This window comes from Methylobacter sp. BlB1 (assembly GCF_015476545.1).
In the GTDB taxonomy this organism is placed as follows: Bacteria; Pseudomonadota; Gammaproteobacteria; order Methylococcales; family Methylomonadaceae; genus Methylobacter.
In genome coordinates this window covers 14,962-30,851 of the sequence record NZ_JADMKV010000019.1, presented here as the reverse complement: position 1 = coordinate 30,851, position 15,890 = coordinate 14,962, and the positions used below count along the sequence as shown (strand labels likewise).

The 15,890-nt window shown below is 52.2% G+C and carries 14 protein-coding genes; 6 read left to right on the top strand and 8 right to left on the bottom strand.

Annotation, left to right across the window (positions count from 1 at the left end):
* Positions 1-111 precede the first annotated feature (111 nt).
* Positions 112-555: a DUF4383 domain-containing protein gene (locus tag IT781_RS09455; protein WP_228779042.1), complete on the top strand. Its 444-nt coding sequence runs from the start codon at positions 112-114 to the stop codon at positions 553-555.
* 73 nt (positions 556-628) lie between these two features.
* On the opposite strand, the gene zwf is transcribed toward IT781_RS09455, so the two are convergent.
* The 5 genes from zwf to IT781_RS09430 all read right to left on the bottom strand — a co-directional run bounded on the left by zwf (position 629) and on the right by IT781_RS09430 (position 6,257).
* Positions 629-2,113 (bottom strand): glucose-6-phosphate dehydrogenase, encoded by a 1,485-nt coding sequence (gene zwf / locus IT781_RS09450; RefSeq protein ID WP_194969911.1) that lies wholly within the window; start codon positions 2,111-2,113, stop codon positions 629-631.
* A gap of 8 nt (positions 2,114-2,121) precedes the next feature.
* A complete protein-coding gene (gene gnd / locus IT781_RS09445) occupies positions 2,122-3,567 on the bottom strand; it encodes a decarboxylating NADP(+)-dependent phosphogluconate dehydrogenase (RefSeq protein WP_194969910.1) in 1,446 nt (481 codons plus the stop codon).
* Between the two features lie 116 nt (positions 3,568-3,683).
* The gene (locus IT781_RS09440) at positions 3,684-4,196 is read right to left on the bottom strand and encodes a hypothetical protein (RefSeq protein WP_194969909.1); all 513 of its coding nucleotides are present in this window, start codon (positions 4,194-4,196) and stop codon (positions 3,684-3,686) included.
* Positions 4,196-4,750 carry an FMN-binding protein gene (locus IT781_RS09435; protein ID WP_194969908.1) on the bottom strand — a complete coding sequence of 185 codons (555 nt, stop codon included), beginning with the start codon at positions 4,748-4,750 and terminating at the stop codon, positions 4,196-4,198. The genes IT781_RS09440 and IT781_RS09435 overlap by 1 nt, the downstream gene beginning before the upstream one ends.
* A gap of 118 nt (positions 4,751-4,868) precedes the next feature.
* Positions 4,869-6,257 (bottom strand): hypothetical protein, encoded by a 1,389-nt coding sequence (locus tag IT781_RS09430; RefSeq protein WP_194969907.1) that lies wholly within the window; start codon positions 6,255-6,257, stop codon positions 4,869-4,871.
* Between the two features lie 375 nt (positions 6,258-6,632).
* Between IT781_RS09430 and IT781_RS09425 the strand changes: the two genes are divergently transcribed.
* From IT781_RS09425 to IT781_RS09415, 3 genes are all read left to right on the top strand, one after another.
* Positions 6,633-8,099 (top strand): OprO/OprP family phosphate-selective porin, encoded by a 1,467-nt coding sequence (locus IT781_RS09425; protein ID WP_194969906.1) that lies wholly within the window; start codon positions 6,633-6,635, stop codon positions 8,097-8,099.
* Between the two features lie 201 nt (positions 8,100-8,300).
* The gene (locus tag IT781_RS09420) at positions 8,301-9,824 is read left to right on the top strand and encodes a hypothetical protein (RefSeq protein WP_194969905.1); all 1,524 of its coding nucleotides are present in this window, start codon (positions 8,301-8,303) and stop codon (positions 9,822-9,824) included.
* A 97-nt stretch (positions 9,825-9,921) separates the two neighbouring features.
* On the top strand, positions 9,922-11,208 hold the full coding sequence (locus IT781_RS09415; RefSeq protein WP_194969904.1) for an oligosaccharide flippase family protein: 1,287 nt from the start codon (positions 9,922-9,924) through the stop codon (positions 11,206-11,208).
* A 22-nt stretch (positions 11,209-11,230) separates the two neighbouring features.
* Here the strand turns inward: IT781_RS09415 and IT781_RS09410 are convergent, their stop codons facing one another.
* The 3 genes from IT781_RS09410 to IT781_RS09400 form a co-directional block, all read right to left on the bottom strand.
* Positions 11,231-11,635 (bottom strand): hypothetical protein, encoded by a 405-nt coding sequence (locus IT781_RS09410; RefSeq protein ID WP_194969903.1) that lies wholly within the window; start codon positions 11,633-11,635, stop codon positions 11,231-11,233.
* Positions 11,636-11,749: 114 nt separating this feature from the next.
* A complete protein-coding gene (locus tag IT781_RS09405; RefSeq protein WP_194969902.1) occupies positions 11,750-13,141 on the bottom strand; it encodes a sensor histidine kinase N-terminal domain-containing protein in 1,392 nt (463 codons plus the stop codon).
* Positions 13,134-13,805 carry a response regulator gene (locus tag IT781_RS09400; protein WP_194969901.1) on the bottom strand — a complete coding sequence of 224 codons (672 nt, stop codon included), beginning with the start codon at positions 13,803-13,805 and terminating at the stop codon, positions 13,134-13,136. The genes IT781_RS09405 and IT781_RS09400 overlap by 8 nt, the downstream gene beginning before the upstream one ends.
* Before the next feature lie 155 nt (positions 13,806-13,960).
* On the opposite strand from IT781_RS09400, the gene can reads away from it, so the two are divergent.
* Together can and IT781_RS09390 are read left to right on the top strand one after the other, a co-directional pair.
* Positions 13,961-14,647 carry a carbonate dehydratase gene (gene can / locus IT781_RS09395; RefSeq protein ID WP_194969900.1) on the top strand — a complete coding sequence of 229 codons (687 nt, stop codon included), beginning with the start codon at positions 13,961-13,963 and terminating at the stop codon, positions 14,645-14,647.
* A gap of 307 nt (positions 14,648-14,954) precedes the next feature.
* Complete coding sequence (locus tag IT781_RS09390) at positions 14,955-15,824, top strand: universal stress protein (protein WP_194969899.1); 870 nt, start codon at positions 14,955-14,957, stop codon at positions 15,822-15,824.
* Positions 15,825-15,890: the final 66 nt, after the last annotated feature.

The window sequence follows — 15,890 nt, the reverse complement described above, 5'->3', positions numbered from 1 at the left end:
GTATGTTAGCTCATCGTTGCATTTTGTAGGCGGTGGGTTTTCTATCAACTAAAGCGAGAAGTGACTCTGACGCTTGTATATTTTTAACCCAACTAAATCAGGAGGTGAAAAATGAACATGCGAGATCTGAGGCTGGACAAATTTGCATTGTATTACGGTATTCTTTTCGTTATTGTCGGCATACTCGGCTTTATACCGGGCCTTGTGGTGGCGCCGCCGATCAATGCGCCTAAGGTTGCCATCGATACCGGGTATGGCTGGTTTCTAGGATTGTTTGCCGTTAACGTGGCGCATAATCTCGTGCACTTGGCTATTGGCGCTTGGGGCATTATGAGTGCAAAGGATAGCCATCAATCACTGATATTTGCGCGCGGCGTGACCATTATTTATGGTCTGCTCACCATTCTCGGCATGATCCCGGCCACCAGTACCCTGTTTGGTCTGGCGCCAATTTTCGGTCATGACGTATGGCTGCACGCCTTATCAGCATTGGTGGCCGCTTATTTTGGCTATGGCCCGCCCGCTCACGTCTATCATCCAACACTTCAACACTGAGTGTAGGGTACGCAATGCGTACCCTGCAGCATTGATATAATCAGGCCGCTTCGGAGCCTAGCTTCAAAGCGGCCTAGTTGCATTCAGGCGTCAGTGAACTGCGCCAGAATTGCCCTTCTTTATCGAACAGGCGGCGGCTCTCCGGCGGTCCCCAGGAGCCGGCCGGATAGGTGGCGATGTAGTCGCGCTCGGTGGCCCAGGTTTGCAGGATCGGGTCGATGATGCGCCAGGCGTATTCGACTTCATCAAAGCGCAGGAACAATGACCGGTCCCCGATCAGCACATCCAGCAACAGGTCTTCATAAGCGTCATGGTTTGTTTCATGTTCCTGCCGAAAGCCGGCATCAAGCGAGCTCATGCGCGTGCGCATTTCCAGCCCCGGTTCCTTGATCGCCATCTCGATGCGGATGCGTTCCTCCGGTTGTATCCCTAGCAATATCCAGTTCGGATTCTTGCAGCTTACTTCTGTGCCGCGAAAAAACTGTAATGGCGGATGGCGAAAGCAGATCGAAATGACCGATTGCGCCTTGGCCATGCGCTTGCCGGTGCGCAGATAAAACGGCACGCCGCGCCAGCGCCAGTTGTCGATGTACAGCTTCATTGCGGCATAGGTTTCGGTAACGCTGCCGGGCGGGATATGTTCTTCCTGCAGGTAAGCCGCGACCTTTTCGCCGTTGATGCTGCCTTTGGCGTATTGGGCGCGGAACGCATGCGCGTGCACGGCTTCTTTCGGTATCGGCCGGATCGATTTCAGCACTTTGACTTTCTCATCGCGCAGGGCTTCGGCTTCCATGGAGGCGGGCGGCTCCATCGCGACCAGCGTCAGCAATTGCAGCAGATGACTCTGGATCATGTCGCGCAGGGCGCCGGCCGTATTGTAGTAGTCGCCGCGGCCGTTGATGCCGATGTCTTCGGCGTGCGTGATCTGGACATGGTCGATATAGTTGCGGTTCCACAGCGGTTCCAGCAACACATTGGCGAACCGGAACACGAGCACGTTCTGCACGGTGCCTTTGCCCAGGTAGTGGTCGATGCGGTAAATCTGCTCTTCATGCAGGTAATGGCTGATGCGTTTTTGCAGCGATTGGGCGCTATCCAGGTCGTAACCGAACGGTTTTTCGATGATCGCGCGCCGCCAGCCGTCTTCCTCGTCGAACAGGCGGTGATGGCTCAGCTGTTCCATCACGATGCCGAAGTCGGCCGGGCTGACGGCCAGGTAAAACGCCACATTGCGCGGAAACTGGCCGGAGTCGAGCCGTTCAGCCAGTTCCGCATAATAGGCTTCCTGCCGGATATCGCCTTTATGAAAATAAAGGCGGGCGCTGAAGCGCTGAAAAACGGCTTCGTCGATGCCCTCGCTAGTCTTGGCCTGAATCATCGCTCTAACTTCGGCTTGCCATCGGGCTTGATCCCAATCCCGGCGCCCGATGCCCAGAATGCGCGTGCCTTCGGGCAGGCGTTTTTCGGCATCGAGATGATAGAGGGCCGGCATCAGCTTGATCCGCGACAGATTGCCGGTCGCTCCGAAAATGACGTAGGTGCAGGGTTCTGTGCTCATGATGCCTGTTAAACAGTATAGGTTGACGCCGAGGTCTTGCCGCCGCGCCCGGTCCAGTCGGTATGGAAGAACTGCCCGCGCGGGTGGTCTACGCGTTCATAAGTATGCGCGCCGAAATAATCGCGCTGCGCCTGCAGCAGGTTGGCCGGCAGCCGTTCCGTGCGATAGCCGTCGTAGTAGGACAGCGCAGCCGAAAACGCCGGGGTCGGGATGCCCAGTTCGATACCCAGCATGATGGCCTGGCGCCAGCCCTGATCGGCTTGCTTGATGGCATCGATGAAGAAATCATCCAGCAGCAGGCTGACCAGGTCAGGGTTGGTATCGAAGGCGTGCTTGATGTCATTCAGAAAGCGGCTGCGGATGATGCAGCCGCCGCGCCACATCAGGGCAATTTCGCCATAGTTCAGCGCCATTTGGTATTCGTGCGAGGCTTCGCGCATCAGGCGAAAGCCTTGCGCATAGGAAATGATCTTGGAGGCGTACAGCGCTTGGCGGATGGCATTGATCATGGCATGCCGGTCGCCGCTGAAGGTATGGGCATGTTTGGGCAGGAGCCGTGCGGCTTGGACGCGCTCCTCCTTTTGCGCCGACAGCGAACGCGCGAATACCGATTCGACGATCAGCGTCAACGGAATGCCGAGCTCCAAGGCATTGATGCCGGTCCATTTGCCGGTGCCTTTCTGGCCGGCCGCATCGAGAATGTTGTTGACCAGCGGCTGGCCGTCTTCGTCTTTGTAGGCAAAAATGTCGGCCGTGATCTCGATCAGATAAGAACTGAGCTCGCCCTGATTCCATACGGAGAACAGCGTATGCAGTTCGTCGGCTGTCAGCCCCAGCCCTTCGGACAATAGCTGATAGGCTTCGCCGATCAACTGTATGTCGCCGTATTCAATGCCGTTATGCACCATTTTGACGTAGTGGCCGGCGCCGTTGTCGCCGACCCACTCGCAGCAGGGCTGGCCTTCCACTTGCGCGCTGATGGCCTGCAGGATCGGCTTGACTCTGGGCCAGGCCGCCTTGTTGCCGCCGGGCATGATGGACGGGCCGTGCCGCGCGCCTTCTTCGCCGCCCGATACACCGGTGCCGATATAGAGGATGCCTTTTTCTTTCAGGGCTTGCGTGCGGCGATGGGTGTCGGTGAACAGCGAATTGCCGCCGTCGATGATGATGTCGTCGTGAGACAATAGCGGCAGCAGGTCGTTGATGTACTGATCGACTACGCTGCCGGCTTTGACCATCAGCATGATGATGCGCGGCGTATCGAGGCTGTTGACCAGTTCTTCGAGCGAGTGCGTGCCGATAACGGCGGTATCCTTGGCCGGCCCTTCCAGAAACTCGTCCACCTTGCTGGTCGTGCGGTTGTAGACCGCAACTTTGAAGCCGTGGTCGTTCATGTTGAGGACCAGATTCTGTCCCATGACCGCCAGGCCGACTAAACCGATATTTGCTTTCATACCGCCTCCGTTAAGCATCAGTACTTGAGGAGTAATCTGTGAGCTTAACGCTCTATTTTGTTCTGTGACTTAAGAAGGCGGCAAGGGTTCACCGGTTTTAATCGTGGAGGCGGACGCTAGCCCGCCTGTTCGGAACCGCTCTGCTTGATGCGGGCCCGGGCGCGTATCATGGCCGTAATGACGACAAACAGCAGCGCCGCCAGGGAACATTCCAGCAGCACAAAGGCGCCGATCTTGAAATAGGCGAACAAAGGGTGGCCGAACCGGACCAGCCAGCCGCCGGCCTCATCGGCTATCGCCGATGCATAAACCAAGCCGCTGAGCCAGATTTTCAGCCGTACCGAAAAGTCGGTCATCAGCATCAGGTGCGTCAGCGTTACGGCCAGCATGCCCATCGAAAACAGGTGGAAATGCGACACTTCCAGCATGCCTTCATAGCTTCTCGGCTGGGTGAACTGCTCCTCCGAGCCCAAGTAATAGACAATGACCGATTCGGGCGTGAGGCTCATGCGGTGAAAGTACATCAGCCCGTTGCTCACCCACAGCAGGACGATATAGCCCAAAAACATCAGGACCAGCGCATTCAGCAGGGCTTTGCGCTGTTGTTCGCCGGTGACGAAGTATCGCATCAGTCTTTACTCTTGTCTTTGATCATGACCTCATAAACCGCCAGTACGCGGCGGACCTTGTCCAGTGCGGCTCTTGTGCTCAGTGTGGCGCCGGAAATGCCCTGCACGCCTTTATTGAAATCCTGGTCGGGCAGCAGGCGGTTTTTCAATTGCTCATACCAGCGTTCGGGCGGCTGGTATTCGGGCGGTTCGTGGAAGGCCAGGGTAACGACATTGCTGACAGCACCGTCCGGCGTCAGCACGATCATTAAAGTTTCGGGCTTGGTTCTGACCGTGCCCGTTTCAATCGCTGCATAGCCCAGTAGCTTGTCCTGCTCCTTGCCGACATAAAACGTATATAAGCCCGATTCCAGTTTGCTGCGTGAAAGCTGCTCGATTTTGGCCGCTTCCTGCTCGTCGGGAAACAGCGATAACTGTTCCACTTGCGCGCTCTTGCCGAATGCCAGTTCCATGGCTTCGTTCTTGCTGTAGAAAATCTTGGCAAAACCTGGTGTGGCAACTGCTACCAGCATGAGCAGGAGCATGCACCACACGCCTTTTCTGATTACTTTCATTGAGTTCTCCAGTACCGGGCCGAAAGTCGTTGAATACGTTAAAGGACGGGTATCTTAACAAAATTCCGGCCGGACAGCATGGCGAGGCGAGCCTGATTACCCCGCCAGTGATTCCTCTTTAGAAAATGAAGCCCAGACCTAAGTTGAAGTCGTCAGGCAGATTGCCTTTTTTGGCCGTGAAATTGCGGTAATCGGCCTTGATCACGACGTTCGGAATCGGCTTGTAGTTCAGGCCGAACTGATAGATCTGACGGTCTTTGGTTTCGTCGTCAAGGAATCCGGTCGGCGTACCGGCAATCGTATCGAATTGCTCATAACGGAAGAACGGCGCCAGATACTGGGTCGTATCCTTGACCAGGAGCGGCAGGACGTCGTAGCCGACTTCGGTGTACCAGCCGTAGTTCGATGAGCCGATCGTCTGGCCTTTGGCGGCGCTGAGCACGTCCGCATCGTCGATATGACCCCATGAGCCGAGTGTGCGGAATTCCAGGCCGCGGTATTTCCATTGCACGTGCGCTTCATACAGTTGCGTGAAGGCATCGACCTGCTGGCCGCCAAAATCCTGGTTCTGGCCGGAATTGCCGGCGTAGGCCGAGCCGCCGACTGACAGCCCCGGCAAGGCTTCGGGCGCATAGTCCACGCGTCCGACAAACGCCAGATCCTCGGCCTTGGCCTGGCTGCCTTTCTGCCGGCCGGAACGGATGCCGTCCGAAGTGAAATCAGCCGCATTCAGGCCGTTGACGACATAAGCTGTATAGGTCAGGTTAGGCAGTATTTCACCGAACAGGCCGACGCCGATTTCGCGCCAGGTGCTGGGAATGATCTGTCTTTCCACTTCAGGACGGTTGTTGCCGAAGTAAAAGGGAGGCTCATGTATCGTGTTGATGAAGCCCATCGGCAGGAGCACCATACCGGCGCGTATGTTGGCCATCGGATCGATAAAGAAATCCAGCGCTGCGAATTCAACCGAGACTGAACCGCCATCGTCTGTTGAGCCATGCTCAAACTCGATCTCACTGTTGAACAGGATGCTGTCGGTAAACTTATAACCGGCATATAACACGAGGCGTTCAAAATCGGCGTTGTCTTTCTTGCCTTTTTCATTGCCGACGATGGCCTGGTAATTGGCTTCGCCATAACCGCCGATCGACAGGCCCTTGCCGACCTGATAGACCTTGGATGCCGCAGGGCCCAGGCCATAGGCGCTCTTATATTTCGGTTCCTCAGGAATCACCAGTTCGGTGCGCAGTTTCTCGACTTCTTTGCTCAGCACATCGGTTTTGCGCTCCAGGCTCTTGACATTGCCGTCCGCAGTCGCGGACGCGGACTTGGCCGGTTGCGGCGAGGCAGTCATCTGCGCTTTCATCGAATCGATCTGTTTCTGCTGTTCCTGAATGATCTTCCACATGTCTTCCATGGTTTGCGGTTTTTCCAGCGCGTTGGCCGATGCGCTAAATGCAATCAGCGTGGTTAGGGCGCCGCCTTTAAAAAACGATTTGTTATTCATTGTTATATCCATTCCGTCGCTAAATTATCGATGAGCAAAGTATAGGGTAAATATTTATGTTATTACAAATCATTCTTATTTAGATAAATAGTTGCTTCTGCCTGGCTTTCTTTGTAAGCATTGAATGACTGCCGATTGGCAACCTTTCGGATTGATTTTGAGCGATAGATGACAGTGACAATAGAGACGAAAATGCCGGAGATTGATTGAGACATACTGAATGAAGGCGGGGATCAGTGCCTTTAGTTATCAAGAATTTGTCAGGCAACCCTTACATAGCTGTGTTGTAACAAAACTGTAATAAAACCGTCATGAAGCTGTCACGTCGCTGCCCTATTCTTGCGCCTTCAATTTCCTATAACAATGAGAGCAATAATGAAATTCTCTAGACTTACCTTGGCAGTGACGGCCGTTCTGGGGGCGGGCATGTCATCTGCCGCTTTTGCTATTGATCTGTATGTCGATCAAGATACACAACAGATTTTCGCTCAACCTGGTCCTAACCGTGTCAAGTTAGGGACTTTCGAAAAAGTGGAAGAGGCTTCCAAGCAAAAGGCAGAGCTAGAAGAAATTCGCAATGATCTGGCATTAAAAAACAACGAACTCAAGGCTCTGGATGAGCATATGAAGGAAGCTGAGAAAGTTAAAGTCAAACTGGATAACAAAGGCTTGCACTTCGAAACAGCGGATAAAGATTTCAAATTCAAATTGGGCGGTCGTATTCAGGCCGATGCGAATTACACTGACGATGACAACTATGTTTTTGCTGGAGGAGAGAAGGCTGGCGAGCATGTCGAGGCCAATGATGGCACAGAGTTTCGTCGAGCCCGTATAGATTTCAATGGTACTTTCTTCAAGGATTGGAACTTTAAGACCGTAGCGGATTTTGCTGATAACAATGTCTCCATGAAAGACTTGTTTTTGCAATATACCGGTTTAAATTTCATGACAGTCACCGGCGGTCAACAGAAACAAAACTTCAGCCGTGAATTGTTGGAAAGTTCCAATGACTTGATGTTCACCGAACGTTCCTTAATGAACGTATTAAACGGTCCGGTTGTTGATCGTGCGATCGGTTTGAATCTCCAAACGCCAGACAACCAAAAGAATTGGTCGGCTCAACTCGGTATATTTGGTGACACGATTGCCGCCAATAAAAACAATGGTAAAGCCGATGAGGGCTGGAGCGTTTCCGGACGAGCCACTTACGCGCCGATTGAAGAGAAAACGAAAGTAGTGCATTTAGGTGTTGCGGGTAACTACAGAGCACCTAATGCTGCTGATCAGGTTATGGATAAAGGATTAGTGTATGAATATGAAACTGACCATATGTCTAATCTGTTCTTGCTAGAAGCGCCCGTCAAAAATGTTAATAACATCAAAATGTTGGGATTGGAAGCTTCTGGACTTTATGGGCCGTTCTCAATGGGTGCGGAATACACACGTACCTGGCTTGATCGCAAAGATAAGGGCAGCAATCTGGAACTTGATGGCTGGTATGTAGATGCAGCCTGGACAATAACAGGCGAATCACGCAAGTACAAAGCCGGCAAATTTTATAAAGTGGACCCCGCTAAACCTTTCAGTTTTAAAAACGGCACTTGGGGTGCATGGGAACTTGCGACACGTTACTCTACTGTTGACTTAAACGATGGAAGTTTCCATGGTGGTGAGTTGTCTAATGTTACTGTTGCTTTGAACTGGTACTTTAACAGCAATGTGCGCTTAATGGCTGATTGGATCAGAGCATTTAACGCAACTGATACTGCTGTTGTTACACCTACAGGTGCCGATCCGGATAATAATGATACATTTACCTTACGTGCCCAGTTGGCGTATTAAAAATAGGCCAGAGTATCAGGATCGTTCTAAATTACTGTAAAGTCAGTTCCCTTCTAAATTGTTGTAAAATTAGGCTCCTTACGAAGCTGCCCTTTTATGAGGGCAGCTTTTTTTTTATACAAAATTTCATCTGTTTAGGAACAAGTCTGGCTAGCGGTTAAAATACCCGCTATTTAGTCTGGTTTTCCCATGAGGTTGTCGTTGAAAATTTTTAGCATTATTACCCTGGTTTCCACTCTTTTATTGTTCGCTTGTGTATCGGCACCGGTTGTACCGGCCAAGTGGGATCTGGAATCTGTCTCACTTTATTACTCAGGCTACGAAAAAGGCACCGAGATTGTCAGTGTCCAACAGTCTACACTGCGCGCGGTGCTCAGCAATTTTGAGACCGGCGAAGTCGATGTACTCGATATCAGTAAGCCTGAGAAATTGCGCAGGATAGCCCGTTTTTCATTAGGGCTAGGCCAGGGCGAGGAGTTTACTTCCGTAGCTTTTCACCCGTCACTCGATCTGTTCGCGGGGGTCGTTGATGCGGGTATCAAGCGCGGCCGGCTGGAAATCCGTTCTGCTTCAACGGGTGAGTTGATTGATAAGGTTGAGACCGGCTTCGGTTCGGACGCGGTAGTTATGTCATCCGATGGCCGTTTGGTTATGGTCGCCAATGAGGGCGAGGATTTCTGGTTTGATCAGCAGAAGAAACAGTTTTTCAAAGCCCGAGGCAGCGTTTCTATCATCCACCTGGACCAGAACGGCCAGGTCGAAGCCAATAATAATCTGAAGTTGGCTGATGTAACCGCTCGTGAAGGTTTTGTCATCGAAGAGCAAGGTCATTATCTGGAGGTGGAAGTCGACTGGAATGGCGATGGAAAAATCAGCAAACAGATGGATTTTGACGGCAATGGCGTGATCAAGGATAAAAAAGTCAGCCTGGGCCGCTTTGAAGAGTCTGAGGTTTTTGGTAACGAGGCCAAAGGCGAGCGCAAAATATTGATCCCGATAGTCGGCCATGCGCCTACTTTGCTGGAGCCCGAATATATCGCTATCTCACCCGATGCAAGCTGGGCTTTTGTAACACTACAGGAAACCAATGAGGTCGCTGTCGTCAATTTGATCAACGAAAAGGTCATGGGTTATTACAATATGGGCGTCACGGCACATAAGGCTGACTTAAAGAATGACGGCTGGGTGCAGTTCGACCAATCCATTACCGCCTTGCGGGAACCCGATGGCATTGCTTTAACTAAGGACGGGCGCTTTTTTGTGACAGCGGATGAAGGCGATACGGAAACATCAGCCAAAGCCGAAGGCCAGACATTGAGCGGCGGCCGGACCATCAGCGTCTTCAATACCAAGACGGGAAAGTTTGTCGGCGATACGGGCAATCAGCTAGACGAGATGGCTTTTGCGCACCATCTCTATCTCGACAGTCAAAGCGGCCGGAAAGGCGCCGAGCCGGAAATGCTGGTTTCCTTTGATATTGAGGGTACGCCCTGGGTTGCGGTCGGCATGGAGAGAGGGGGAGCGGTCATGCTGATTTCCTTAGCCGATCCCGAACATCCGAAAGTCGAGGCATTAGGCAAGATTCCGGGCGAAGACATCAAGTCGCCCGAAGGCATCGCGCATTTCATGCTCGGTGAGGATCATTATTTACTTACAGCCAATGAAATGAACGGCACCGTTGCCGCTTTTAAAATAGTCAGGACAGCGCCAGACGCCCGCCCTTGATAATCACGGCCGCTGTCCAGCCATCAGTGCAGGTTGAACAGCGGCTTAAACCGCCGCTGGCCTTGCCAGGCATGGCACTACTTGAAAATTAGCGTTAATGGATTACCACTTAGACCTGCACGTGAATAGTTTTCGCTCACTGGAATTGTTTGTACTGGCACTGGCCAATTACGGCCTGATGTATCTGGCCAATATGTTGCTGGCGCGATGGCTCAGTGTTGGCGAGTTTGACGGTTACAACGTGGCTGTGTCGGTGGTAACGTTGCTGTCGACCCTGGCGACTTTGGGCTTAGAGAAATATGCCTTGCGCGCAGTCGCTCTGTTGCGTGACCGTGAGGATTGGCAGAGGTTTCACGGTTTCTGGTTGTTTGCTTTGCGCGGCATCAGCGCTTTCAGCCTGCTGTTGGCGGCGATGCTGGGCGTCAGCCTTGAAGCTTTCTGGGCGCTGAACCAGGACGCAACACGCGTCGTTATTGTCACCTTCGCGGCGTTTTTGCCGATCATCGCCGTGACGCTGTTTCTGGTTGAAGTCATTGCCGCGCATGGCGCGCAGCTGCTCAGCGTCGCGGTCTACAGGTTGTTTCTGCCGGCGATTTATCTTGTGCTGCTGATTGGCTTGTCAATCAGCCCTGTCAACGTATCCGCTTTAGCTGCCGTGCTTTGTTTCGGCGGTGCCTGGACGATGACATTGGCTGTTATGTGGACCATAGCCAAGCTGTTGATGCCGGCAGGCATTAAGAAAATAGTGCCGCTCATGCAAGGCAGAAAATGGCTTAGGGGCTCTTTGCCGCTGGTTATGAGCAGTCTGATGCTGACCGTTATGACCAGCGGCGGCGTCATCATTCTGGAAATACTCTTTCCTTCCGGCCTGGAGGTTGGCATCTATGCCGTGGCCGCCCAGACCGGCGGTTTTATTTCCCTGATAGGGACTTCAACCAATCGTTACTATCTGCCCATGATGGTCGTACTGATAGGCCGGGGCGACAAACGGGCGATACAGGCTCTCATGACGCAGAGAACTTTAGCGGTCGGCAGCCTGATTCTCGCCTTGCTGGCCATTTTGATCTTCGCGGGACGATCAATACTGGATTTGTTCGGCGAGCAGTTCAGCGCCGGTTATCATCCTATGCTGCTTATTGCTTCCGGTGCCTGCTTCAGCGCCCTGTTTGCCGATGTGCCTTATTATCTGCAGTTTATGGGCTTGCATCGTATTGTATTAAGCCTGACTCTGGTTGCAATGATAGTAATGGTGACATTGAGTTTCGTGCTGGGAGCTCACCTTGGCTCTCTTGGTGTGGCAGCGGCCTATATGGCTGCGGTCATGCTGTTATTCGCCAGTTTGCGCATCGTGGCAAAGCTGCATTTCCGCCGGTTGAACGGATAAGCTTCTTGCGGCCCGGACAGGTTTACATCATCGTGTGCCAGAAGATCAGGAAGATGGCGGCGGCCAGGCCAATTGCCACTATTTCGATCTTTTTTAGCAGAGAGGATTCTTGCCAATAAAGCCAGGCATTGGCTTTTTGCTGCGACCAGGTGATCCTGAATGCGTTGTACCAACGTTGTGAGAGACGCCACAGCTTGTAAAGGCCATAACAGATCAGCGAAAACAGCAAATAAAATACGATGATCTGTGTTTCATGGGTGCTGGTATGAAAGATATGCTCGACCACCAGATCGAACCCCTCTTCAAGCACCTCGAAGAAGGCATGAGATGCTTCAAGCAGTAAGCCGAACACTGTGTCGGGGATTAAAACAACAATGCCCAGCATGGTCCAAAGTAAGATGATTTTTAGTTTATGGTATGAAATCATCTGTAATCCCTGTGCTTGTCACATCAAGTTATTGTTCTATAGAAAAATAAATGGATAATGGAAACTGCTTTTAGTTTGGTCTCGATATTATACGTCAAGCCGACTGTTCTGACTTCATGGTTTTGGATTCGTAGCAAGATTGCCAAATGAAACAGTAACGCGCGTACCCCCTGCGGCGCTGATAAGGCTAAGCTCGAGCCGGGCTTTATGCAGATCGGCAATTTCCTTGACGATCGCTAAACCCAATCCGCAGCCGTTGCCTGAACTGCCCGGTATGCGGTAAAAGCGTTCGAAAATTTTATCCCGCTCAAGGTCGGGAATACCGGGACCATCATCCTCGACAATCAGGCTGGGTGTGGGAAAGCGTTTCAGTTTGACGATAATATTGCCGTGTTTTTTGCCATACACAATAGCATTATCGAGCAGATTGCCCAGCAATTCCCGCAGCAATACCTCATCGCCGCGCACGTATACGGGCTGTTTCGGGCCTTCGAAGCTGAGTTCTATCTCTCGCTGCAGCGCTTTGGGCGCCCAGTCTATGCAGGTGTCCTTGACCAGAGCATCCAGATTGACCGGTTTTAGCTCATTCATGCCGTCGATGGGGCCCGATTTCGCCAGCACCAGCAATTGCGTAATCGTATGAGATGCGCGGTCGGCGGAATTTTGCATTTGCTGCAGCGCCGGCTTCATGGCCGGCAGATCCTGTTCGCGCAGTGCGCGCTCAGCCTGCAGCTTCAGGCCGGCCAGCGGCGTGCGCAATTGGTGGGCGGCATTGGCGACGAACCGCTGCTGGGCGGCGATAGCTGCCGACAAGCGGGCCAGCAAGTCATTGATGGTATCGGTCAGGGTGCGGACTTCGAGAAAAACGTGCGTTTCAGCGATAGGGCTCAGATCACGCGGCGAGCGTTGGGCGATTTCATCGGCCAGCGTATGCAAAGGCTTCAGGCCTCGCTTTAATCCTCTCAGCAGATAAATGCCGGTAAACAATGTCAGGATAAGCTGCGGAACCAGGTCGGCGAGCAAAATATCGATCATCATGTACCGTCGCTTATTCACCGTTTCGGCGACATGGACAAAAATTTTCTCCGGCGTCTCATCGCGAATGATCAGCATGGATACGACCCGCACCGGCTCTCCGCGAACTTCGTCCTCAAAAAAGACCGGATGCGACCAGTTCGCGCCCGGATCAAATGATTCCGGTACAAAACTGTCTCCGACGATCATGCCTTGTTCGGAGGATATGATTTTGAAAAAGGTTTTATCGAACTCGTCCCATTTGAAAATTTCCAGCGCGGCGGGCGGCAGTTCCACCCGTATCTTGCCGTCTTTGACCTTGATTTCCTGAGTCAATGACCGGGCCGAGTCCAGCAGCCAGCGGTCGTAGGTTTCATTGACATAGTGCAGCGTAACAAAGTAGGAAAGCACGCTCTCGATCGCGACAAAGCAAATGAGCGGGATGATCAGCCGGAATAGAATTTCAGTTTTGAGGCTTCTGACTTTAGTCATCGGCCGTCTCCAGCAAGTAGCCCAGCCCGCGCACTGTCCGGATCACGGCATCGTACGGCTCTATGCGTTTTCTGACGCGATGGACATAGACTTCGATGGCATTGTCGGCGAGCGCCTCCCCGTCAGCCGACAGGCGCTGAGCGATACGGTCTTTACTGACGACTTTGCCAGCCTGTATCAGCAATATTTCCAGAACGCCGTATTCACGAGCCGACAGTTGCATCGATTGGCCATCGGCCAGTACCTGGTGGTTTTGCGTGTCCAGCGCCAGCCTGCCGATAACAATATCGTTGCGAAAGCCGCCATAGCAGCGCCGTATCAGAGCGCGAACGCGCGCTTCAAATTCCCGCAGTTCAAACGGTTTGGTCATGTAGTCGTCAGCGCCCTGTTCGATGCCTTCGATTCTGTCATTGATGCCGTCTCGAGCGGTCAGGATCAAAATCGGTAAAGGTATCTTGCGCAGCCTGAACCTGCGCAGCAATTGCAGTCCATCCACATCCGGCAGCCCCAGATCCAGTACGATTAAATCGAAGCCTTGCGACAATAACAGTTGCTCGGCGTAGCCACCTGTAGTGGCGCAGGTGACCGAATAGCCATTGGCGCTTAACGTATGCATTAATCCATCCGCCAAAACTGCATCGTCTTCAATCAATAAAATTTTCATACATTCAAATTCATGTGAAAGGTTCTTGAAAGGTTATGCGCATAAAATAATTTCGAATCGAAATTGTTAAGGCGCTAATCGCCTTTTCTATAAAGTTGAAAGCATAACATTAATTATTGATTACGCTCTCATGGTCAATATTTAAGGGAATCGCTATGAAATCATTTGAAAAATTATTAAGTGAAAATAAAGCCTGGGCCCGGGAAAAGAAAGCGCATGACCCGGAGTTCTTTGCCCAGTTGGCTAAAACGCAGAAACCGGAGTTTCTCTGGATCGGTTGTTCCGATAGTCGGGTGCCGGCGGAAATTATCGTCAATGCGCAGCCTGGCGAGATGTTTATTCATCGCAACATCGCCAACCAGATGATTTCAACCGATTTCAACTGCCTGAGCGTGCTGCAATATGCGGTCACCGTGCTGAAAGTCAAACATATCATCGTTTGCGGGCATTATGGCTGCGGCGGCATCAAGGCCGCTTTGGGCAGACAAAGTTCTCAACTGGTCCTTACCAATAAATGGCTCATGCATATCAAGGATGTTTATCGCCTCAACAGGGCTGAAATCGATGCATTGCCGACTGAAGAAGCGCGAGTGAACCGGTTGGTTGAGCTGAATATTCAGGAACAGGTGCAGACGCTGGCCCATACCTCGATCATCCAGCAAGCCTGGCATGAAGAAAACCGGCCCACCTTGCACGGATGGGTCTATGGCCTGGACGATGGCTTGCTGAAGCCGCTGGTTACGCTTTATCCCGATACCGAAATTGATCCGATTTTTAAATACGATTATCACGAGGCGGACATGGCGTTACCGGCAATGAAATTTGTTTCCAGCCGAAGATGATTGACGGCTTGGGCTTTGCAAGTCTGAACCTGGATATACTGCCAGCGACCCGCTTAAGCGGTAGCATTATTTGCGCTATGAAAAAATCGTTCTCCTCAATCATTGCCCCCTCATGCTGCCAACGGCCGCTTACTCTGCACAAGCGGCCCAGGAATATTAGTCTGGCCGATATGCTGATGAATCATAAGGCGTTGGTAGCACTTTTTTTGCTTGTGGGCGAGTGATGCGAGAGAAAAAATTTATCTGCAGGCGCGGAACTGCTGAAGCCGATTTTTTAATTTTCCAACCATAGTTTTGGAGTTCATACATGAACAAAGGACTAAAAATTCTTGTCCCTGTCGATTTTTCAGATTTTAGCCGTAAAGCGCTGCCCGTCGCTCAGGAATTGGCGCGCATCTATAAAGGCCGGATCTCACCATTTCATGCCTATGATCTGTATTCGAACATGGACGGTTTTCACTATGACGTCGACAGTTTTCACGCCAATGGCGATCCGGCTACTATCGAGCAGGCCATAAAGGCCAAACTCCGGCAGTTCGCCCTGGAGTCGGTGGACAACGGCATTCTGGATGACAGTGTCGCCGCGCAGGACCGCAAACCGGCTCAGGCTATCGTTGAGGCATCCAGCCGGTTTGACATGATCGTCATGAGCAGCCACGGCAGAACCGGCTTCATGCGCATGTTAATGGGCTCGGTGGCCGAAAAAGTGCTCCGTTTCGGCAATCGACCCATTGTCATCGTAGAGGACGAATCCGGCTTTACGCCCTTCCGTAAAATTCTTGTCCCTACCGATTTTTCTTCGAATTCCCTGGCGGCGCTGCCTTACGCGCAGGATATCGCGCAGGCTTCCGGCGCCGAAGTGCATTTGTTCCATGCCTTGTGCGGCGACTTGCACAATCCTGAACAATTCGAGCAGCAGAAACAGGAACGGCTGGAAAAACTGCATGAAATCGCCGAACGGCATCTGCCGGATCTTGCCGGCAATTCGAAATGTTTTGTCGTCCATGGCGCCGACTCGGCTCACAACGCGATTCGCGAACATATCATCGGGCAGCATTACAACCTGGTCGTTATGGCGGCGATAGGGCGGACCGGGCTTGACCATCAGCCCATCGGCAGCACAACGGCAACCCTGATCCGGGCTGTCCACACGACTTTCATGGTGATAAAGCCTTGATGATTTATAAGACTGACAATTACAGCGGACGGCTGATTTGGATAAGTCCAGCGGGTTCAGACCAGG